An 18,846-nucleotide genomic window follows, 5' to 3' on the forward strand; every position below is an offset into this window, starting at 1 on the left:
CTCTTACTCCGTTACGCTGCCGCCGGCAGCTTCGATCGCAGCCTTGGCACCGGCCGTGGCAGCAACACCCTTCAGGGTGAACGCCTTGGTCACTTCGCCCTTGACGACGACCTTGGCCTTCTTGGCAGTGCTCGGGACCAGCTTGGCCGCACGCAGGGCAGCGAAGTCGATCTCGCCGGCCGGCAGCTTGTCCAGCTGGTACAGCAGCACTTCAGCGGTGTCCTTGGCGATCGGCGAACGGAAGCCGATCTTCGGCAGACGACGCTGCATGGGGGTCTGGCCGCCTTCGAAGCCAGCCTTGATCTTGCCGCCACCCTTACGGGCGAACGAACCCTTGTGGCCGCGGCCACAGGTCTTGCCCAGGCCGGAGCCGATACCGCGACCGACGCGGGTACGTTCCTGACGGGCGCCCGGTGCCGGGCTCAGTTCATTGAGACGCAGAGTCATGATCGATTACTCCTCAACCTTGACGAGGTAGTGAACGGTGTTGATCAGACCGCGAACCTGCGGGCTGTCCTTCAGTTCACGGACATCGTTGAGCTTGTTCAGGCCCAGGGCACGCACCGACAGGCGGTGACGCGACTGAGCACCACGCAGGCCACGCACCAGGCGCACCTTCACAGTCTTGTTGGACTCATTAGCCATGGTTGAGTTCCTCCACCTTCTTGCCGCGCTTGGCCGCGATGCGAGCCGGCGACTGCGCTGCAGTCAGGCCCTTCACGGTGGCACGCACCAGGTTGATCGGGTTGCGCGAACCGGTGGCCTTGGCCAGCACGTTCTTCACGCCAACCGCTTCCAGGACGGCGCGCATGGCACCACCGGCGATGACGCCGGTACCTTCGGAAGCCGGCTGCATGAACACGCGCGCTGCGCCGTGACCATCCTTGATGGTGTGCCACAGGGTGCCGTTGTTCAGGTCAACGGTGACCAGGTTCTTGCGAGCCTGCTCCATCGACTTCTGGATGGCGACCGGCACTTCGCGGGCCTTGCCATAACCGAAACCGACCTTGCCTTCGCCGTCACCGACGACAGTCAGGGCGGTGAAGGTGAACTGACGGCCACCCTTCACGGTCTTGCTGACGCGGTTGACCGCGACCAGCTTTTCGATCATGCCGTCGTCGACTTTCTCTTCGCGGTTACGGTCGCGATCACGACCCCGCTGCTGACGTTCTTCTGCCATGTTTATTCCTTGGTTGTTGGGTTATGTACGGCTCGAAGCCGCTTATGGTTGTGAAGTGGTGCGTTGTTGCGGTGGGCCGCTGCAGAAGAGCGGCGCCGCCCAGCCTCACTCAGGCTGGCGAGCAGGCGGACAGGGGGCATCAAGCCCCCTGCCCTTATCCCTTAGAACTGCAGGCCGGCTTCGCGGGCAGCGTCAGCCAGGGCCTTGATGCGGCCGTGGTAACGGTAACCCGAACGATCGAAGGCAACCTTCTCGACGCCGGCGGCCTTGGCGCGCTCAGCGACGATGCGGCCAACCTTGGCAGCGGCATCAGCGTTCTTGCCGTTCTTCAGGCCGTCCTTGACGTCGGCCTGGGTGGTGTTGGCGGCAGCCAGCACCTTCGAGCCGTCAGCGGTGAAGACCTGCGCGTACAGATGCTGGCCGGTGCGCAGCACCGACAGGCGTGCAACGCCGAGCTCACGGATGTGGGCACGGGTCGACTTGGCGCGACGCAGGCGGGCGATGTTCTTGTTCATGATCTTTTTCCCTGGAAAGCGGAAGGTCCTAATTAGGCCTTCTTGGCTTCCTTGCGAATGATGACTTCGTCGGAGTACTTCACGCCCTTGCCCTTGTACGGTTCCGGCTTGCGGAACGCACGGATCTTGGCGGCAGCTTCGCCGACGGCCTGCTTGTCAGCGCCCTGCACCAGGATTTCGGTCTGGGTCGGGGTGGTGATGGTGATGCCTTCCGGCGCCACGAACACAACCGGGTGCGAGAAGCCCAGCGACAGGCTGAGGTCCTTGCCCTGCATGGCGGCACGGTAACCCACGCCGACCAGCTCCAGCTTGCGCTCGAAGCCTTCGGAAACACCCTTGACCATGTTGGACAGGATGGCGCGGACGGTACCGGTCAGCGGGATCAGATCCACGTTGTCGGTGCTCAGGGTGGCAACGCCGTTCTCGACATTGATGTTGATACCAGCCGGCTTGGCCAGCGACAGGGTGCCCTTCGGGCCCTTGGCGGTGACGTTGTCGTTCTGGACGTTCAGTTCAACCTTACCCAGGTCGATCGGCTTCTTGGCTACGCGGGACATGGTCTACTCCTTTCGCCTTAGGCCACGAAGCACAGGACTTCGCCGCCGACGCCCAGCTGGCGCGCCTGCGCATCAGTCATGATGCCCTTGGAGGTGGAAATGATGGAAATACCCAGGCCGTTCATGACCTTCGGCAGTTCGCTCTTGCCGCGGTACTGGCGCAGGCCCGAACGCGAGAAGCGCTTCAGGGTCGCGATGACCGGCTTGCCTTCGAAATACTTCAGCACGATTTCCAGCTCGGACTTGTTGTTCTCGAGCGCGGTCACGCGCAGGTCGGCGATGTAACCCTCGTCCTTCAGGACCTGGGCGATCGCTACCTTGATCTTGGACGACGGGGCTTTCACCGTCTGCTTGCCCACCGCTGCCGCATTCTTGATGCGGACCAGCAGGTCGGCGATGGGATCAGTCATGCTCATATGAGTACCTTTGAGTGCACCGATATCCGCTTTCGCGAAAATCTGTTGTCTCCTGGAAACGGGCCAGGCCCCCTCCCCTTACGTCTTCGCGCAGGGCAAGACGCGGGAGTATACGCCAAAAGAGCCCGACTTGCGTCGGGCTCTTCGGGTTTTTTGCAGAGGGAAAGCTGAACGCCCCCCTCCCCGGCTGCGAAGGCCCCGGGGGAGCCCTCGCCGGCAGGACCGGCTGGGATTACCAGCTGGCCTTGCGCAGGCCCGGAACGTCACCACGCATGGTGGCTTCGCGCAGCTTGTTGCGGCCCAGGCCGAACTTGCTGTAGACGCCACGCGGACGGCCCGACAGTTCGCAACGGTTGCGCTGGCGGCTCGGCGACGAATCGCGCGGCAGCTTGGCCAGCTTGGTTGCGGCGTCGATCTTCTCTTCGTAGCTCGCGTCCACCGAGGACACGATCTTCTTCAGAGCCGCACGCTTGTCAGCGTACTTCTTGGCCAGCTTTTCCCGCTTGATGTCGCGGTTGACCATGGAGGTCTTTGCCATTTCGGTTTCCTCGACGAATCAGTTACGGAACGGGAACTTGAACGCTGCCAGCAGCGCCTTCGCTTCCGCGTCGGTCTTCGCAGTGGTGGTGATGGCGATATCCATGCCGCGGATCGCGTCGACAGCGTCGAAGTCGATTTCCGGGAAGATGATCTGTTCCTTCACACCCATGTTGAAGTTGCCGCGACCGTCGAAGGAACGACCGGAAACACCACGGAAGTCGCGCACGCGCGGCAGCGAGATGTTGATCAGGCGGTCCAGGAACTCGTACATCTTGTGGCGACGCAGCGTGGTCTTGCAACCAATCGGCCAACCATCACGGATCTTGAACGACGCAACCGAGATACGCGACTTGGTGACAACCGGCTTCTGGCCGGAAATCTTGGTCATGTCGCCGACGGCGTTTTCCAGGATCTTCTTGTTGGTGGCCGCTTCGCCGACACCCATGTTCAGGGTGACCTTGACGAGCTTCGGCACTTCCATCGAATTGGTGTAGCCGAACTGCTTCATCAGCGCCGGCACCACTTCTTCCTTGTAAAACTTTTCGAGACGGGAAGTCATCTTCTCATTCCTCAGGCGTCAAGCGCCTCACCGCTGGAGCGGAACACACGCAGTTTGCGTCCATCCTCCAGCACCTTGAAGCCAACGCGTTCGCCCTTGCCCGAAGCCGGGTTCAGCACATTCACGTTGGAGATATGGATCGACGCTTCACGCTCGACCACGCCGCCGGCAACACCTGCCTGCGGGTTCGGCTTGGTGTGGCGCTTGACGATGTTCACGTTGGCGACGACCACACGGTCGCCGTCGACGCGGACGATTTCGCCCTGCTTACCCTTGTCCTTGCCGGCGTTGACGACAACCTGGTCGCCCTTCTTGATACGGTTAGCCATGATTATCTCCTGTCGCTCACAGCACTTCGGGAGCGAGCGAGACGATCTTCATGAACTTCTCCGAGCGAAGTTCACGAGTCACCGGCCCGAAGATACGGGTACCGATCGGCTCCTGCTTGTTGTTAAGCAGAACGGCAGCGTTGCCGTCGAAGCGGATCAGCGAGCCGTCGGCGCGACGCACACCCTTGCGGGTACGCACCACGACGGCGTCATACACTTCGCCCTTCTTGACCTTGCCGCGCGGGATCGCATCCTTCACGGTGACCTTGATGATGTCGCCGATGCCGGCGTAACGGCGCTTGGAACCACCCAGCACCTTGAAGCACATCACCTGCTTGGCACCAGAGTTGTCCGCGACGTCAAGGTAGCTCTGCATCTGGATCATGATTCAGACTCCTTATTCAGCCGCACGCGTGATGACTTCCACCACGCGCCAGTTCTTGGTCTTGGACATCGGAGCAATCTCGGTCACGCGGACGACATCGCCTTCCTTGCAGGCGTTGTCGGCATCGTGGGCGTGCAGCTTCGTCGAACGCTTGATGTACTTGCCGTACAGCGCGTGCTTGACCTGACGCTCAACCAGGACGGTAACCGTCTTGTCCATCTTGTTGCTGACGACACGGCCTTCGACCGTGCGCAGCGCCTTGTTTTCAGTATTGTCGCTCATAGCGGCCATCCTTACTTCGTGCTGCCGAGCAGAGTCTTGACGCGAGCAATCTCGCGACGGACCCGGCGGATGTCGTGTGTCTTCGGCAGCTGGCCGGTGACCTGCTGCATACGGACAGAGAACTGTTCCTTACGCAGGTCGATCAGGTGGGCCTTGAGGTCGTCAGCCGACTTTTCACGGAGAGTTTTGATATCCATCAGCGCACCGTCCGGGTCACGAAAGTGGTGGTGACCGAGAGCTTGGCCGCGGCCAGGCGGAACGCCTCGCGTGCCACTTCCTCGGTAACACCCTCGATTTCATAGATCATGCGGCCGGGCTGGATCTGGGCCACCCAGTATTCCACGTTGCCCTTACCGGAACCCATTCGAACTTCGATGGGCTTCTTGGTGATGGGCTTGTCGGGGAACACTCGGATCCACATCTTGCCGCCGCGCTTGACGTAGCGGCTGATCGAGCGGCGAGCCGCTTCGATCTGACGCGCGGTCAGCTGACCGTGGGCGGTTGCCTTCAGGCCGTATTCGCCAAAGCTGACAGCGTTTGCGCTCCAGCTGAGGCCTTCGTTACGGCCCTTGTGCACCTTGCGGTACTTGGTTCGCTTGGGTTGCAACATTGTCGTTACCTCGCTTCACGAGCCGGGCGCTGACGGTCACCGCGGTCGCCGCGATCATGACGATCGTTGCGCGACGGGGTGTCGTCCTGCTTTTCCTGGCCAACCTGGGAGAAATCGAAGACCTCGCCCTTGTAGATCCAGACCTTGATGCCGATGATGCCGTAGGTCGTCTTGGCTTCAGCGAAGCCATAGTCGATGTCGGCACGCAGGGTGTGCAGCGGCACGCGGCCTTCGCGGTACCACTCCGAACGGGCGATTTCTGCACCGTTGAGGCGGCCACCGACGTTGACCTTGATGCCCAGGGCACCCAGGCGCATCGCATTGCCGACCGAGCGCTTCATTGCACGGCGGAACATGATGCGACGCTCCAGCTGCTGGGCGATCGACTCGGCAACGAGCTGCGCGTCCAGTTCCGGCTTGCGCACTTCGGTGACGTTGATGTGCGCCGGGACGCCCATCATCTCGCTCACTTCCTTGCGCAGCTTCTCGATGTCCTCACCGCGCTTGCCGATCACCACGCCCGGACGGGCGGTGTGGATCGTCACGCGAGCGGTCTTGGCCGGACGCTCGATCAGGATCTTGCTGATGCCGGCCTGGGCCAGCTTCTTGCGCAGCATTTCGCGCACTTTCAGGTCGGCTGCCAGGTAACCAGCGAACTCGGCCTTGTTGGCGTACCACTTGGAGTTCCAGTCCTTGGAAATGCCGAGGCGGATACCAATCGGATGAACTTTATGACCCATGGTCTTTTCCTTATCCGCTTACTTGGCGGCGCCCACAACCACAGTGATGTGGCTGGTGCGCTTGAGGATGCGGGTACCGCGGCCTTTCGCCCGCGCCATGAAACGCTTCAGGGTCGGACCCTCATCTACCATGATGGTCTGAACCTTCAGCTCGTCGACGTCGGCGCCCTGGTTGTTCTCGGCATTTGCAATAGCCGACTCCACCACCTTCTTGATCAGGTGGGCAGCCTTCTTGTCCGAGAACTTCAGCAGGTTGACGGCACGCTCGGCCGGCAGACCGCGCACCTGGTCAGCGACCAGACGTGCCTTCTGCGGGGAGATGCGCGCGGTGCGCAGGATGGCTTTCGCTTCCATTGTCATCTCTCCTTACTTGCCCGACTTCTTGTCACCACCGTGACCCTTGAAGGTCCGGGTGATGGCAAATTCGCCGAGCTTGTGGCCGACCATGTTCTCGTTGACGAGAACCGGGATGTGGTTCTTGCCGTTATGCACGGCAATGGTGACGCCTACCATGTCAGGCAGGATCATCGAACGACGCGACCAGGTCTTGATCGGACGCTTGCTACCCGCAGCGGCAGCCACCTTAGCAACCAGGTGGTGATCGACAAACGGGCCCTTCTTGAGTGAACGTGCCATGGTCGATTAGCCCCTACGATCGCGGACGATGAACTGCTGAGTGCGCTTGTTATGGCGCGTCTTGTAACCCTTGGTCGGAACACCCCACGGGGTGACCGGATGCGGATTACCCTGGCCGGCCTTCGCCTCACCACCACCGTGCGGGTGGTCAACCGGGTTCATGGCAGCACCACGAACGGTCGGGCGGACACCGCGCCAACGCTTGGCACCGGCCTTGCCCAGCTTTTCCAGGCTGTGCTCGTCGTTGCCGACTTCGCCGATGGTCGCGCAGCACTCGACCGGAACCTTGCGCATTTCACCCGAGCGCAGGCGCAGGGTGGCGTAGATGCCTTCACGAGCAACCAGCTGCACGGCAGCACCTGCAGCGCGGGCGATCTGAGCGCCCTTGCCCGGCTTCAGCTCGATGCAGTGGATGGTGGTACCGACCGGGATGTTGCGCAGCGGCAGGGTGTTGCCCGCCTTGATCGGGGCATCCGAACCGGCGATCACCTGATCACCAGCCTTCAGACCCTTCGGGGCGATGATGTAGCGACGCTCGCCGTCGACATAGCACAGCAGGGCGATGTGGGCGGTGCGGTTCGGATCGTATTCGATGCGTTCCACGCGCGCCGGGATGCCCAGCTTGTTGCGCTTGAAGTCAATCAGGCGGTAGTGCTGCTTGGCGCCACCACCGACGTGACGCACGGTGATGCGACCGTGGTGGTTACGACCACCCGAGCGGCTCTGCGACTCGACCAGCGCGGCGTGCGGAGCACCCTTGTGCAGGTCGGGAGTGACCACGCGCACGGCCGAACGGCGGCCGGGGGAGGTGGGCTTGAATTTCATCAATGGCATGGGATGTACCTCAGGCCTTGGCCGTTACATCGATCGACTGGCCGTCGGCCAGGCGAACGTACGCCTTGCGCCAATCGCCGCGGCGGCCAGCACGGTTACGGAAGGACTTGTTCTTGCCCTTGACGTTGACCACGTTGACAGCTTCGACCTTGACGTCGAACAGCTGCTCAACCGCGGCCTTTACATCGGCTTTGGTGGCTTCGTTCGAAATTTCGAAGACGTACTGGTTGGAGAGTTCCTGCAGGCGCGCGGTCTTTTCGGAGACACGCGGGGCACGCAGCACGCTGAAGATTTTTTCGTTGCTGTTCATGCCAGCCACTCCTCGACCTTCTTGACCGCGTCAGCGGTGATGACGACCGTGTCGGCACCGACCAGCGACACCGGGTCCAGACCCTGCACGTCACGCACCTGCACATACGGCAGATTACGGGCGGACAGGTACAGGTGCTCGGAGGCTTCCTCAGTGACGATCAGCGGGCGCTTGCCCACTTCCAGGCCGGCCAGCTTGGCGATCAGACCCTTCGTGTTGGTCGCTTCGACATCGAAGGACTCCACGATGGTCAGACGGCCCTGACGGTTCAGCTCGGACAGGATCGCGCACATGGCGGCACGGTACTGCTTACGATTGACCTTCTGCTCGAAGCTGCGCGGCTTTGCCGCGAAGGTGACACCGCCGCCGACGAAGATCGGAGCCGTCAGTGCGCCATGACGCGCGCCGCCGCCCTTCTGCTTCTTCGACTTCTTGGTGGTACCTGCCACTTCGGAGCGAGTCTTCTGCGCCTTGGTGCCGGCGCGACCGGCGTTGCGGTAAGCAACGACGACCTGGTGGACCAGATCTTCGCTGAAATCGCGACCGAACACGGCGTCGGAGACCGAGACCTTGTTGTTGCTACCCGTGATAACGAGTTCCATCGTCATCTCTCCTTATGCCTTGCTCGCCGGACGGACGATCACGTCGCCACCCGCCGCGCCCGGAACGGCGCCGCGAACCGCGATCAGACCGCGTTCGACGTCGACCTTGACAACTTCCAGGTTCTGGGTGCTCTGCTGCACCGAGCCCATGTGACCGGACATCTTCTTGCCCGGGAACACGCGACCGGGCGTCTGGCGCTGACCCAGCGAACCCGGCGCGCGATGCGACAGCGAGTTGCCGTGGGTAGCGTCACCCATACGGAAGTTGTAGCGCTTGATGGTGCCCTGGAAGCCCTTACCCTTGGTGACACCCTGGACGTCGACGATCTGGCCGACTTCAAAGATGTCCGCCTTGACTTCGCCACCGACGGCGAAATCGCCGAGCTGGGCGTCTTCAACGCGGAATTCCCACAGGCCACGACCCGCTTCCACCTTCGCCTTGGCGAAGTGGCCGGCTTCCGGCTTGTTGACCAGGGCAGCGCGACGCGCGCCGACGGTCACCTGCACGGCGCTGTAGCCGTCAGTTTCGACGGTCTTGATCTGCGCGATGCGGTTCGGGGTTGCTTCGATCAGGGTCACCGGGATGGAACGGCCATCTTCGGTGAACACGCGGCTCATGCCAGCCTTGCGGCCCACGAAGCCCAACGAATACTTCTTCGTCATGGTCGTAGTCCTCAGGTCAGCTTGATCTGAACGTCGACGCCGGCAGCCAGTTCGAGCTTCATCAGCGCGTCCACGGTCTTGTCATTCGGGTCAACGATATCGAGCACGCGCTTGTGCGTGCGGGTCTCGTACTGGTCACGCGCGTCCTTGTCGACGTGCGGGGAGACGAGGATGGTGTAACGCTCGATCTTGGTCGGCAGCGGGATCGGGCCACGCACTTGCGCGCCGGTCCGCTTGGCCGTCTCAACGATCTCGCTGGCCGAACGGTCGATCAGACGATGATCGAACGCTTTCAGCCGGATCCGGATCTTTTGGTCCGCCATGGCGGTAGGTTCCTTCGTTAAAAGAGCGACAGACAAAGCCTCTGGGTTGCTTTGCCCCATGAAATCCCTGAATACAGACGGCCCGCATTCCCGCAGGCCGACAAGGTCAATCCGTAGACCCCAAAAACGTAGGCAGACCCGTTACCCGGCCTGCCCAGACGGAGAAGCATAATGGCACGCAAGGCAGCTGTCAACAGTCTCCTGTTGACGCCGCCTGAATGGCATTGACCCTTCCTGGTCCGGGGAACACAAGGCACATCCTGTGCCTACTTTCCCGTTTTGATACGCCCCGATGCCCTACCCAGGCAACATCGGGGCGCAGAGTCTAGCAGATTACTCGAGGATGGTGGCAACCACGCCAGCACCGACGGTACGGCCACCTTCGCGGATGGCGAAGCGCAGGCCGGCGTCCATGGCGACCGGGTTGATCAGGGTGACAACCATCTTCACGTTGTCGCCCGGCATCACCATCTCGACGCCTTCCGGCAGCTCGACCGCACCGGTGATGTCGGTGGTGCGGAAGTAGAACTGCGGACGGTAGCCCTTGAAGAACGGGGTGTGACGGCCGCCCTCGTCCTTCGACAGCACGTACACTTCGGCGTCGAACTTGGTGTGCGGCTTGATCGAACCCGGCTTGGCCAGAACCTGGCCACGCTCGACGTCGTCACGCTTGGTGCCGCGCAGCAGCAGACCGGCGTTGTCGCCTGCCTGGCCCTGGTCCAGCAGCTTGCGGAACATTTCCACGCCGGTCACGGTGGTCTTCTGCACCGGACGGATGCCGACGATTTCGATTTCTTCGCCGACCTTGATCACGCCGCGCTCGATACGACCGGTCACCACGGTGCCGCGACCCGAGATCGAGAACACGTCTTCGACCGGCATCAGGAATGCCTTGTCGACGTCACGCTCCGGGGTCGGGATCCAGGTGTCCAGCGCCTCGACCAGCTTGATGACGGCCGGCACGCCGATGTCGCTCTGGTCGCCTTCCAGCGCCAGGCGGGCCGAACCCGAGATGATCGGGGTGTCGTCGCCCGGGAAATCGTACTTGCTCAGCAGCTCGCGGACTTCCATTTCGACCAGTTCCAGCAGCTCGGCATCGTCAACCATGTCGGCCTTGTTCAGGAACACGACGATGTACGGCACGCCGACCTGACGCGACAGCAGGATGTGCTCGCGGGTCTGCGGCATCGGGCCGTCAGCGGCCGAGCACACCAGGATCGCGCCGTCCATCTGGGCAGCACCGGTGATCATGTTCTTGACGTAGTCAGCATGGCCCGGGCAGTCGACGTGGGCGTAGTGACGGGTGGTGGATTCGTATTCGACGTGCGCGGTCGAGATCGTGATGCCACGTGCCTTTTCTTCCGGCGCGGCGTCGATCGCGGAGTAATCCTTGAACTCGCCACCGAAGCGCTCGGCACCGATCTTGGTCAGTGCGGCGGTCAGCGTGGTCTTGCCGTGATCGACGTGACCGATGGTGCCGACGTTGACGTGCGGCTTGGTGCGCTCGAACTTACCCTTTGCCATTGTTCTATACCTTGATTATGTAAGTGGTTTTCAGGAGAGGCTGAGCGAGGCTCAGCCCTTCTTCATGACGGCTTCGGCGATGTTGTTCGGCGCCGGCTCGTAATGGTCGAATTCCATGGTGAAGGTGGCGCGGCCCTGGGTCTGCGAACGCAGCGCAGTGGCGTAGCCGAACATTTCACCCAGCGGGATCATCGCGTTGATGATGCTGGCCGAACCGTCACCGGTGGTGTCGGAACCCTGCAGCACGCCGCGACGACGGCTGACGTCGCCCATCACGTCACCCTGGTAATCCTCCGGGGTCACGATCTCGACCTTCATGATCGGCTCCAGCAGCACCGGCTTGGCCTTGGCGAAGCCCTGCTTGAAGGCCATCGACGAAGCCAGCTTGAACGCCATTTCCGAGGAGTCGACGTCGTGGTACGAACCGAACACCAGCTTGACCTTGACGTCCACGACCGGGAAGCCAGCCAGCGGACCGCTGGTGATGGTTTCGCGCAGGCCCTTTTCGATCGAAGGAATGAATTCCTTCGGGATCACGCCGCCGGTGATGTCGTTGACGAACAGGAAGTCGTCCTTGATCGCCGGGGCCAGCTTGGCATCGGCACGGTCGGCAGCGGTCAGCGGCGACAGTTCGATCACGACGTGACCGTACTGACCCTTACCACCGGACTGCTTGGCGTGCTTGTAGTCCGACTTGACGTCGGCCAGGGTGATGGTTTCGCGGTAAGCCACCTGCGGCGCGCCGACGTTGGCTTCAACGTTGAACTCGCGCTTCAGGCGGTCGACGATGATGTCCAGGTGCAGCTCGCCCATGCCCGAGATGATGGTCTGGCCGGATTCTTCGTCGGTCTTGACGCGGAACGACGGATCTTCCTGGGCCAGGCGACCCAGGGCCAGGCCCATCTTCTCCTGGTCCGACTTGGTCTTCGGCTCGACAGCCATCGAGATCACCGGCTCCGGGAACGTCATGCGCTCCAGGATGATCGGCTGGTCGATGGAGCACAGGGTGTCACCGGTGGTGGTGTCCTTCAGGCCCACGGCAGCAGCGATGTCACCGGCCAGAACTTCCTTGATTTCCTCGCGGTTGTTCGAGTGCATCTGCAGGATGCGGCCGATGCGCTCCTTCTTGCCCTTGACCGAGTTCAGCACGGTGTCGCCACCGTTCAGGGTGCCCGAGTACACGCGGAAGAAGGTCAGTGCGCCGACGAACGGGTCGGTGATGATCTTGAAGGCCAGCGACGAGAACGGAGCCTTGTCGTCGGACTTGCGGCTCATTTCCTTGGTTTCGTCGTCAACATCGGTACCGGTCACGTCCGGCACGTCGACCGGCGACGGCAGCAGCTGCACCACGCCGTCGAGCATGGCCTGCACGCCCTTGTTCTTGAACGCCGAGCCGCAGAACATCGGCACGATCTCGGTGGCCAGCGTACGGATGCGCAGCGCGTTGATGATTTCAGCCTCGGCCAGCTCTTCGCCGCCCAGGTACTTTTCCATCAGCTCTTCGTTGGCTTCGGCCGCGGCTTCGATCATGAAGGTACGGGCTTCTTCAGCCTTTTCCTGCAGGTCGGCCGGGATGTCGCCGTACTCGAACTTCATGCCCTGGGAAGCTTCGTCCCAATGGATGGCCTTCATCTTCAGCAGGTCGACAACGCCCTTGAAGCCTTCTTCAGCGCCGATCGGCAGCTGCATCGGCACGGCGACAGCGCCGAGCTTGGCCTTCAGCTGGTCGCGGACCTTGTAGAAGTTGGCACCGGTGCGGTCCATCTTGTTGACGAACGCGATGCGCGGCACCTTGTAGCGGTTGGCCTGGCGCCACACGGTTTCCGACTGCGGCTGCACACCACCGACGGCGCACAGCACGAACACCGCACCGTCGAGCACGCGCAGCGAGCGCTCCACTTCGATGGTGAAGTCGACGTGCCCGGGGGTGTCGATGATGTTGAAGCGGTGCTCCGGCAGGGACTTGTCCATGCCCTTCCAGAACGCGGTGGTGGCAGCGGACTGGATCGTGATGCCACGCTCCTGCTCCTGCTCCATCCAGTCCATGGTGGCGGCGCCGTCATGCACTTCGCCGATCTTGTGGCTCTTGCCGGTGTAGAACAGGATGCGCTCGGACGTGGTGGTCTTGCCGGCATCGATGTGAGCCATGATGCCGAAGTTGCGGTAACGCTCGATGGGAGTGGAACGGGCCACGGGAGCCTCTCAATTTCTTGGAATTCGGATGGCCGAACGCCGCCTTTCGGCGGCCTTCGGATTGGCGCAGCCCTTCTGGGGCCGCGAGGCAGCACCGAGATGGTGCTGCCCTGCCTGTTTTACAAGGCCGTCAAACTCACCAGCGGTAGTGGGCGAATGCCTTGTTGGCTTCGGCCATGCGGTGGGTTTCTTCGCGCTTCTTGATGGCGCCGCCGCGGTTTTCCGAGGCATCGATCAGTTCAGCGGCCAGCTTCTTCGGCATGGTGTTCTCACCACGCTTGCGCGCGGAGTCGATCAGCCAACGCATGGCCAGCGCCATCTTGCGCGAGGCGCGCACTTCGACCGGCACCTGGTAGGTGGCACCACCGACACGACGCGACTTGACTTCGACCGACGGAGCCACGTTTTCCAGAGCCTTCTGAACCAGCTCGACGGAATTCGGGTTCTTCTCACCGATCACGTCCATGGCGCCATAGACGATCTTCTCAGCGACCGACTTCTTGCCGCTCAGCATCACCATGTTGATGAAACGGGCGATGGTTTCGCTTCCGTGCTTCGGATCCGGCAGGACTGCGCGCTGCGGCGTATTACCTTTACGAGACATGTGTGCTTTCCCTTAGCTCTTCGGACGCTTGGCGCCGTACTTGGAACGGCCCTGGCGACGCTTGGCAACGCCGGAGGCGTCCAGCGAACCACGAACGGTGTGGTAACGCACACCCGGCAGATCCTTGACGCGACCGCCACGGATCAGGACCACGGAGTGCTCCTGCAGGTTGTGACCTTCACCGCCGATGTAGGAAATCACTTCTTCCTGGTTGGTCAGGCGAACCTTGGCAACCTTGCGAAGGGCCGAGTTCGGCTTCTTCGGAGTAGTGGTGTAAACGCGCGTGCAGACGCCACGGCGCTGGGGGCACTTTTCGAGAGCCGGCGAGGCGCTCTTATAAGTGGTTGCCTGCCGCGGCTTGCGGACAAGCTGATTGATCGTCGCCATCAGTATGTTCTTCTGAGAGAGGCCGAAAAAAACCGGCCATGAATGCGGATATGTGCGAGCAGGCGAAAAACCGGCCTGCTGAGACAGACGATTGTAGCAACTTGACGAAAACGCGGTCAAATGCGCACGCGCCAAGCCAGCCCTGATCCAGGGCCGTTACAGGGGAGCCTTCTCCATGCCCCCCGTTCAGGTTGTCGCCCGACCCATCGCTGGGCCGGGGCGGCATCCTACCTCATCGACGGCGAACAGACCAGCGGCCTGCGCCCTCGAGTGCAGATCCCGCCGAAGCGGGTCCTGCGTGATACGTGCCCGGCACGGAGCCGGGACATCCAGCAGGGTCCGGCCGATGGCCGGGCCCCTGCCCGATCGCGGTCCGGCCGAAGCCGGACCCACCGATCAATCCTCGGCCTGCTCTGCGTCGGTCGACTCCACCACCACTTCCGGTGCTGCCACGGCCACGGCGGCTGCAGCTGCCGGGGTGCCGGCCAGGGTCTGCATTTCCGAGTCCGTCAGCCCGCTCGCATTGCGGCGGCGGTTGGCGTGGTAGGTCAGGCCGGTACCGGCCGGGATCAGACGGCCGACAATCACGTTCTCCTTCAGGCCGCGCAGGTTGTCCTTGGTGCCGCGGACGGCAGCCTCGGTCAGCACGCGGGTGGTTTCCTGGAAGGAAGCGGCCGAAATGAACGACTCGGTTGCCAGCGAAGCCTTGGTGATGCCCAGCAGCACCGGGTCGAAACGGGCGATCAGCTCGTTACGGGCGGTGAGGCGAGCATTTTCCTCGATGACGCGCTGGCGCTCGACCTGTTCGCCGTTCAGGAACTTGCTGCTGCCCTGATCGGTGATCTCGACCTTGCGCAGCATCTGGCGGGTGATCACCTCGATGTGCTTGTCGTTGATCTTCACGCCCTGCAGGCGGTACACGTCCTGGATTTCCTTGACCAGGTAGGCGGCCAGCGGCTCGACACCCAGCAGACGCAGGATGTCCTGCGGGCTCGGCTCGCCGTCGACGATGGTTTCGCCCTTGGTCACGTGCTCACCTTCGAACACGATGACCTGACGGTACTTCGGAATCAGCTCTTCGTGCTCCGAACCATCGGTGTCCTTGATGATCAGGCGCTGCTTGCCCTTGGTGTCCTTGCCGAAGCTGATGATGCCCGAACGCTCGGCCAGCACGGCCGGATCCTTTGGCTTGCGCGCTTCGAACAGATCGGCCACGCGCGGCAGACCACCGGTGATGTCGCGGGTCTTGGACGCTTCCTGCGGGATCTTGGCAACCACGTCACCCACGCCGACGGCAGCGCCGTCCTGCAGGTTGACGATCGAGCGCGGCGGCAGCAGGTACTGCGCCGGCAGGTCGGTGCCCGGAATCGACAGGTCGTTGCCCTTGCCATCGACGATGCGGACGATCGGGCGCAGATCCTTGGCCTGGGCGCCGCGGCGCTTCGGGTCGGTGATCTCGCGCGAAGCCAGGCCGGTCAGCTCATCGGTCTTCTCGATGACGGTGATGCCGTCGACGAAGTCAATGAAGCGGATGAAGCCGGCCACTTCCGACACGATCGGGTGGTTATGCGGATCCCAGTTGGCCACGGTCTGGCCAGCCTTGATCGAATCACCATCCTTGGAGGTGATGGTCGCACCGTACGGCAGCTTGTAACGCTCACGCTCACGACCGTGGGCATCGAGCACCGAGATTTCGCCCGAGCGCGACACTGCCACCAGCGAGCCATTGGCGTGCTCGACCGACTTGAGGTTGCTGAACTTGACCGAGCCGGTGGTCTTGACGGTGATGTTGTCGACCGCAGCAGCTCGCGACGCCGCACCACCGATGTGGAACGTACGCATGGTCAGCTGGGTACCCGGCTCACCGATGGACTGGGCGGCGATGACGCCGACCGCTTCACCGATGTTGACCAGGTGGCCACGGGCCAGATCGCGGCCGTAGCAGCGACCGCAGACACCGAAGGCCGATTCGCACGAGATCGTCGAACGCACCTTGATGCTCTGCACGCCGGCGTCTTCCAGCTTGGCGACCCAGGCTTCGTCGAGCAGGGTGTTGCGGGTGACGATCGGATCTTCGTCGTTGCCCGGCAGGAACACGTCCTCGGCAACCACGCGACCCAGCACGCGGTCCTTCAGCGGCTCGACCACATCGCCGCCTTCCACGATCGGGGTCATGATCAGGCCTTCGGTGGTACCGCAATCCACCTCGGTGATCACCACGTCCTGCGCCACGTCGACCAGACGACGGGTCAGGTAACCCGAGTTCGCGGTCTTCAGCGCGGTATCGGCCAGACCCTTACGGGCACCGTGGGTGGAGTTGAAGTACTCCTGCACGTTCAGGCCTTCGCGGAAGTTCGCCTTGATGGGCGTCTCGATGATCGAGCCATCGGGACGGGCCATCAGGCCACGCATGCCGGCCAGCTGACGGATCTGCGCCTGGCTGCCTCGTGCACCGGAGTCGGCCATGATGTACAGGGAGTTCATCGACTTCTGGTCGATGGTCTCGCCCTTGGCATTGATGACCTTCTCGGTACCGATGGTGTCCATCATCGCCTTGGCGATGCGCTCATTGGTGCGCGACCAGATGTCGACCACCTTGTTGTAGCGCTCGCCGGCGGTGACCAGGCCCGACTGGTACTGCTCCTGGATTTCCAGCACTTCAGCTTCGGCCTCGGTGAGGATGCCCTTCTTCTCGTCCGGGATCAGCATGTCGTCGATGCCGATCGAGACGCCGGCGCGGGTCGCGTAGGCGAAGCCGGTGTACATCAGCTTGTCGGCGAACACGACCGTGTCCTTCAGACCCAGCTGGCGGTAGCTGGAGTTGATCAGGCGGCTGATGTTCTTCTTGGTCAGCTCGGTGTTGGCCAGCGCGAACGGCAGGCCTTCCGGCAGGATTTCAGCCAGCAGGGCGCGACCGATCGTGGTGTCCACGATCGAGGTCTTGTTCTGCTTGTTGCCTTCTTCGTCGGTCACCACCTCGGTGATGCGGACCTTGACGCGTGCGTGCAGTTCCACCACGCGGTTGTCGTAGGCGCGCTTGACTTCGGCGATGTTGGCGAAGGCCATGCCCTCGCCCTTCTTGTTTTCCAGCGAGCGGGTCATGTAGTACAGACCCAGCACGACGTCCTGCGACGGCACGATGATCGGCTCGCCGTTGGCCGGCGACAGGATGTTGTTGGTGGACATCATCAGCGCACGCGCTTCCAGCTGGGCTTCCAGCGAGAGCGGCACGTGGACGGCCATCTGGTCACCGTCGAAGTCGGCGTTGAACGCGGTGCAGACCAGCGGGTGCAGCTGGATGGCCTTGCCTTCGATCAGGACCGGCTCGAAGGCCTGGATGCCCAGGCGGTGCAGGGTCGGCGCACGGTTCAGCATCACCGGATGCTCGCGGATGACCTCTTCCAGGATGTCCCAGACTTCGGCTTCTTCGCGCTCGACCAGCTTCTTGGCGGCCTTGATGGTGGTGGCCAGGCCACGACGCTGCAGCTTGGCGAACACGAACGGCTTGAACAGTTCGAGCGCCATCTTCTTCGGCAGGCCGCACTGGTGCAGGCGCAGGTACGGACCGACCACGATGACCGAACGGCCCGAGTAGTCCACGCGCTTGCCGAGCAGGTTCTGGCGGAAGCGACCCTGCTTGCCCTTGATCATGTCGGCCAGCGACTTCAGCGGGCGCTTGTTGGTGCCGGTGATGGCACGGCCGCGACGGCCGTTGTCCAGCAGCGCATCGACCGATTCCTGCAGCATGCGCTTTTCATTGCGCACGATGATGTCCGGCGCGCTCAGTTCGAGCAGGCGGCGCAGGCGGTTGTTGCGGTTGATGACGCGGCGGTACAGGTCGTTCAGATCGGAGGTCGCGAAGCGGCCGCCATCCAGCGGAACCAGCGGACGCAGGTCCGGCGGCAGCACCGGCAGCACGGTCATGACCATCCACTCCGGACGGTTGCCCGATTCCAGGAAGGCTTCGATCAGCTTGATGCGCTTGGTCAGTCGCTTGAGCTTGGTTTCCGAACCGGTGCTGGCGATCTCTTCGCGCAGGCGGGTCATCTCCGACTGCAGGTCGATGGTACGCAGCAGCTCGTACACGGCCTCGGCGCCCATGGCGGCGTCGAAATCGTCGCCATGTTCCTGGCGGGCCTGCAGGTACTGTTCTTCGGTCAGCAGCTGGCGGCGTTCCAGGGCGGTCAGGCCCGGCTCGGTCACCACGTAGGCTTCGAAGTACAGCACGCGCTCGATGTCGCGCAGGGTCATGTCCAGCATCAGGCCGATGCGCGACGGCAGCGACTTCAGGAACCAGATGTGCGCGACCGGCGACGCCAGGTCGATGTGGCCCATGCGCTCACGGCGCACCTTGGCCAGGGTCACTTCGGTGCCGCACTTCTCGCAGACCACGCCGCGGTGCTTCATGCGCTTGTACTTGCCGCACAGGCACTCATAGTCCTTGACCGGCCCGAAGATGGCGGCGCAGAACAGGCCGTCACGTTCCGGCTTGAAGGTACGGTAGTTGATGGTTTCCGGCTTCTTCACTTCGCCGAAGGACCACGAACGGATCAGGTCCGGCGAAGCCAGCGCGATCTTGATCGCGTCGAAGTCCAGCGTCTGGCGCTGCTGGTTGAAGAGGTTGAGCAGGTCTTTCATGGTGTTCTCCAGAAGGAGG

General features: G+C 62.6%; 26 protein-coding genes. All 26 read right to left on the minus strand.

All coding sequences use genetic code 11. The annotated features are described in order from the left end of the window. Positions 1–3: 3 nt before the first annotated feature. Complete coding sequence (rplO, locus tag K5K93_RS08655) at positions 4–447, minus strand: 50S ribosomal protein L15 (protein ID WP_049470509.1); 444 nt, start codon at positions 445–447, stop codon at positions 4–6. 6 nt (positions 448–453) lie between these two features. Then, on the minus strand, positions 454–645 hold the full coding sequence (gene rpmD, locus K5K93_RS08660) for a 50S ribosomal protein L30 (protein WP_004145412.1): 192 nt from the start codon (positions 643–645) through the stop codon (positions 454–456). Then, the gene (gene rpsE / locus K5K93_RS08665; protein ID WP_049470506.1) at positions 638–1,180 is read right to left on the minus strand and encodes a 30S ribosomal protein S5; all 543 of its coding nucleotides are present in this window, start codon (positions 1,178–1,180) and stop codon (positions 638–640) included. Before rpsE ends, rpmD begins: the two co-directional genes overlap by 8 nt. 161 nt (positions 1,181–1,341) lie before the next feature. After that, on the minus strand, positions 1,342–1,695 hold the full coding sequence (rplR, locus tag K5K93_RS08670) for a 50S ribosomal protein L18 (RefSeq protein WP_049470503.1): 354 nt from the start codon (positions 1,693–1,695) through the stop codon (positions 1,342–1,344). A 32-nt stretch (positions 1,696–1,727) separates the two neighbouring features. Next, on the minus strand, positions 1,728–2,252 hold the full coding sequence (gene rplF, locus K5K93_RS08675) for a 50S ribosomal protein L6 (RefSeq protein WP_049470500.1): 525 nt from the start codon (positions 2,250–2,252) through the stop codon (positions 1,728–1,730). Between the two features lie 17 nt (positions 2,253–2,269). Next, complete coding sequence (rpsH, locus tag K5K93_RS08680) at positions 2,270–2,668, minus strand: 30S ribosomal protein S8 (RefSeq protein ID WP_025879311.1); 399 nt, start codon at positions 2,666–2,668, stop codon at positions 2,270–2,272. A gap of 232 nt (positions 2,669–2,900) precedes the next feature. Continuing rightward, positions 2,901–3,206, minus strand: a complete 306-nt coding sequence (gene rpsN / locus K5K93_RS08685; protein ID WP_049470498.1) for a 30S ribosomal protein S14 — start codon at positions 3,204–3,206, stop codon at positions 2,901–2,903. 18 nt (positions 3,207–3,224) lie between these two features. Beyond that, positions 3,225–3,767 (minus strand): 50S ribosomal protein L5, encoded by a 543-nt coding sequence (rplE, locus tag K5K93_RS08690; RefSeq protein WP_049470496.1) that lies wholly within the window; start codon positions 3,765–3,767, stop codon positions 3,225–3,227. 11 nt (positions 3,768–3,778) lie between these two features. Next, positions 3,779–4,096, minus strand: a complete 318-nt coding sequence (gene rplX, locus K5K93_RS08695; RefSeq protein WP_004145359.1) for a 50S ribosomal protein L24 — start codon at positions 4,094–4,096, stop codon at positions 3,779–3,781. Between the two features lie 16 nt (positions 4,097–4,112). Continuing rightward, positions 4,113–4,481: a 50S ribosomal protein L14 gene (gene rplN / locus K5K93_RS08700; protein ID WP_010483978.1), complete on the minus strand. Its 369-nt coding sequence runs from the start codon at positions 4,479–4,481 to the stop codon at positions 4,113–4,115. Between the two features lie 12 nt (positions 4,482–4,493). Further along, the gene (gene rpsQ / locus K5K93_RS08705) at positions 4,494–4,763 is read right to left on the minus strand and encodes a 30S ribosomal protein S17 (RefSeq protein ID WP_004145355.1); all 270 of its coding nucleotides are present in this window, start codon (positions 4,761–4,763) and stop codon (positions 4,494–4,496) included. An 11-nt stretch (positions 4,764–4,774) separates the two neighbouring features. After that, positions 4,775–4,960, minus strand: a complete 186-nt coding sequence (gene rpmC / locus K5K93_RS08710) for a 50S ribosomal protein L29 (RefSeq protein ID WP_025879306.1) — start codon at positions 4,958–4,960, stop codon at positions 4,775–4,777. Then, positions 4,960–5,373, minus strand: coding sequence for a 50S ribosomal protein L16 (gene rplP / locus K5K93_RS08715; protein ID WP_025879305.1), 414 nt, complete (start codon positions 5,371–5,373; stop codon positions 4,960–4,962). The genes rpmC and rplP overlap by 1 nt, the downstream gene beginning before the upstream one ends. A 5-nt stretch (positions 5,374–5,378) precedes the next feature. After that, positions 5,379–6,113 (minus strand): 30S ribosomal protein S3, encoded by a 735-nt coding sequence (gene rpsC / locus K5K93_RS08720; protein ID WP_004145350.1) that lies wholly within the window; start codon positions 6,111–6,113, stop codon positions 5,379–5,381. A gap of 18 nt (positions 6,114–6,131) precedes the next feature. Further along, the gene (gene rplV / locus K5K93_RS08725; protein WP_004145348.1) at positions 6,132–6,467 is read right to left on the minus strand and encodes a 50S ribosomal protein L22; all 336 of its coding nucleotides are present in this window, start codon (positions 6,465–6,467) and stop codon (positions 6,132–6,134) included. 12 nt (positions 6,468–6,479) lie between these two features. Next, positions 6,480–6,749: a 30S ribosomal protein S19 gene (gene rpsS, locus K5K93_RS08730; protein WP_004145340.1), complete on the minus strand. Its 270-nt coding sequence runs from the start codon at positions 6,747–6,749 to the stop codon at positions 6,480–6,482. Positions 6,750–6,755: 6 nt separating this feature from the next. Next, the gene (gene rplB / locus K5K93_RS08735; RefSeq protein ID WP_049470491.1) at positions 6,756–7,583 is read right to left on the minus strand and encodes a 50S ribosomal protein L2; all 828 of its coding nucleotides are present in this window, start codon (positions 7,581–7,583) and stop codon (positions 6,756–6,758) included. Positions 7,584–7,593: 10 nt separating this feature from the next. Then, a complete protein-coding gene (gene rplW, locus K5K93_RS08740; protein ID WP_049470489.1) occupies positions 7,594–7,893 on the minus strand; it encodes a 50S ribosomal protein L23 in 300 nt (99 codons plus the stop codon). Then, entirely contained in the window at positions 7,890–8,495 is a 606-nt protein-coding gene (gene rplD, locus K5K93_RS08745) for a 50S ribosomal protein L4 (protein ID WP_049470486.1), read from the minus strand. Before rplD ends, rplW begins: the two co-directional genes overlap by 4 nt. A gap of 12 nt (positions 8,496–8,507) precedes the next feature. Further along, positions 8,508–9,158, minus strand: a complete 651-nt coding sequence (gene rplC, locus K5K93_RS08750) for a 50S ribosomal protein L3 (protein WP_059066096.1) — start codon at positions 9,156–9,158, stop codon at positions 8,508–8,510. 11 nt (positions 9,159–9,169) lie between these two features. Then, on the minus strand, positions 9,170–9,481 hold the full coding sequence (gene rpsJ / locus K5K93_RS08755) for a 30S ribosomal protein S10 (RefSeq protein WP_010341589.1): 312 nt from the start codon (positions 9,479–9,481) through the stop codon (positions 9,170–9,172). Between the two features lie 333 nt (positions 9,482–9,814). Further along, the gene (gene tuf / locus K5K93_RS08760) at positions 9,815–11,005 is read right to left on the minus strand and encodes an elongation factor Tu (protein ID WP_117309620.1); all 1,191 of its coding nucleotides are present in this window, start codon (positions 11,003–11,005) and stop codon (positions 9,815–9,817) included. A 51-nt stretch (positions 11,006–11,056) separates the two neighbouring features. After that, the gene (gene fusA / locus K5K93_RS08765) at positions 11,057–13,198 is read right to left on the minus strand and encodes an elongation factor G (protein ID WP_093821427.1); all 2,142 of its coding nucleotides are present in this window, start codon (positions 13,196–13,198) and stop codon (positions 11,057–11,059) included. Positions 13,199–13,334: 136 nt separating this feature from the next. Beyond that, positions 13,335–13,802, minus strand: a complete 468-nt coding sequence (gene rpsG / locus K5K93_RS08770) for a 30S ribosomal protein S7 (protein WP_025879343.1) — start codon at positions 13,800–13,802, stop codon at positions 13,335–13,337. A gap of 12 nt (positions 13,803–13,814) precedes the next feature. Then, complete coding sequence (gene rpsL / locus K5K93_RS08775; RefSeq protein ID WP_025879344.1) at positions 13,815–14,189, minus strand: 30S ribosomal protein S12; 375 nt, start codon at positions 14,187–14,189, stop codon at positions 13,815–13,817. A gap of 396 nt (positions 14,190–14,585) precedes the next feature. Beyond that, entirely contained in the window at positions 14,586–18,827 is a 4,242-nt protein-coding gene (gene rpoC / locus K5K93_RS08780; protein WP_093821425.1) for a DNA-directed RNA polymerase subunit beta', read from the minus strand. Between the last annotated feature and the right edge of the window lie 19 nt (positions 18,828–18,846).

It is taken from the genome of Stenotrophomonas sp. DR822 (genome assembly GCF_019793815.1).
Taxonomy (GTDB): domain Bacteria; phylum Pseudomonadota; class Gammaproteobacteria; order Xanthomonadales; family Xanthomonadaceae; genus Stenotrophomonas; species Stenotrophomonas indicatrix.

Coding starts and splice junctions, on each gene's coding strand:
- rplW (WP_049470489.1), bottom strand. CDS start 7,893: ATGAACAGCAACGAAAAAATCTTCAGCGTGCTGCGTGCCCCGCGTGTC.
- rpsH (WP_025879311.1), bottom strand. CDS start 2,668: ATGAGCATGACTGATCCCATCGCCGACCTGCTGGTCCGCATCAAGAAT.
- rpsL (WP_025879344.1), bottom strand. CDS start 14,189: ATGGCGACGATCAATCAGCTTGTCCGCAAGCCGCGGCAGGCAACCACT.
- rplE (WP_049470496.1), bottom strand. CDS start 3,767: ATGACTTCCCGTCTCGAAAAGTTTTACAAGGAAGAAGTGGTGCCGGCG.
- rpsE (WP_049470506.1), bottom strand. CDS start 1,180: ATGGCAGAAGAACGTCAGCAGCGGGGTCGTGATCGCGACCGTAACCGC.
- rplP (WP_025879305.1), bottom strand. CDS start 5,373: ATGTTGCAACCCAAGCGAACCAAGTACCGCAAGGTGCACAAGGGCCGT.
- rpsQ (WP_004145355.1), bottom strand. CDS start 4,763: ATGAGCGACAATACTGAAAACAAGGCGCTGCGCACGGTCGAAGGCCGT.
- rpsG (WP_025879343.1), bottom strand. CDS start 13,802: ATGTCTCGTAAAGGTAATACGCCGCAGCGCGCAGTCCTGCCGGATCCG.
- rplV (WP_004145348.1), bottom strand. CDS start 6,467: ATGGAAGCGAAAGCCATCCTGCGCACCGCGCGCATCTCCCCGCAGAAG.
- rpsN (WP_049470498.1), bottom strand. CDS start 3,206: ATGGCAAAGACCTCCATGGTCAACCGCGACATCAAGCGGGAAAAGCTG.
- rpoC (WP_093821425.1), bottom strand. CDS start 18,827: ATGAAAGACCTGCTCAACCTCTTCAACCAGCAGCGCCAGACGCTGGAC.
- tuf (WP_117309620.1), bottom strand. CDS start 11,005: ATGGCAAAGGGTAAGTTCGAGCGCACCAAGCCGCACGTCAACGTCGGC.
- rplN (WP_010483978.1), bottom strand. CDS start 4,481: ATGATCCAGATGCAGAGCTACCTTGACGTCGCGGACAACTCTGGTGCC.
- rplB (WP_049470491.1), bottom strand. CDS start 7,583: ATGCCATTGATGAAATTCAAGCCCACCTCCCCCGGCCGCCGTTCGGCC.
- rplO (WP_049470509.1), bottom strand. CDS start 447: ATGACTCTGCGTCTCAATGAACTGAGCCCGGCACCGGGCGCCCGTCAG.
- rplC (WP_059066096.1), bottom strand. CDS start 9,158: ATGACGAAGAAGTATTCGTTGGGCTTCGTGGGCCGCAAGGCTGGCATG.
- rplD (WP_049470486.1), bottom strand. CDS start 8,495: ATGGAACTCGTTATCACGGGTAGCAACAACAAGGTCTCGGTCTCCGAC.
- rpsS (WP_004145340.1), bottom strand. CDS start 6,749: ATGGCACGTTCACTCAAGAAGGGCCCGTTTGTCGATCACCACCTGGTT.
- rpmC (WP_025879306.1), bottom strand. CDS start 4,960: ATGGATATCAAAACTCTCCGTGAAAAGTCGGCTGACGACCTCAAGGCC.
- rplR (WP_049470503.1), bottom strand. CDS start 1,695: ATGAACAAGAACATCGCCCGCCTGCGTCGCGCCAAGTCGACCCGTGCC.
- rpmD (WP_004145412.1), bottom strand. CDS start 645: ATGGCTAATGAGTCCAACAAGACTGTGAAGGTGCGCCTGGTGCGTGGC.
- rplX (WP_004145359.1), bottom strand. CDS start 4,096: ATGGCTAACCGTATCAAGAAGGGCGACCAGGTTGTCGTCAACGCCGGC.
- rpsC (WP_004145350.1), bottom strand. CDS start 6,113: ATGGGTCATAAAGTTCATCCGATTGGTATCCGCCTCGGCATTTCCAAG.
- rpsJ (WP_010341589.1), bottom strand. CDS start 9,481: ATGGCGGACCAAAAGATCCGGATCCGGCTGAAAGCGTTCGATCATCGT.
- rplF (WP_049470500.1), bottom strand. CDS start 2,252: ATGTCCCGCGTAGCCAAGAAGCCGATCGACCTGGGTAAGGTTGAACTG.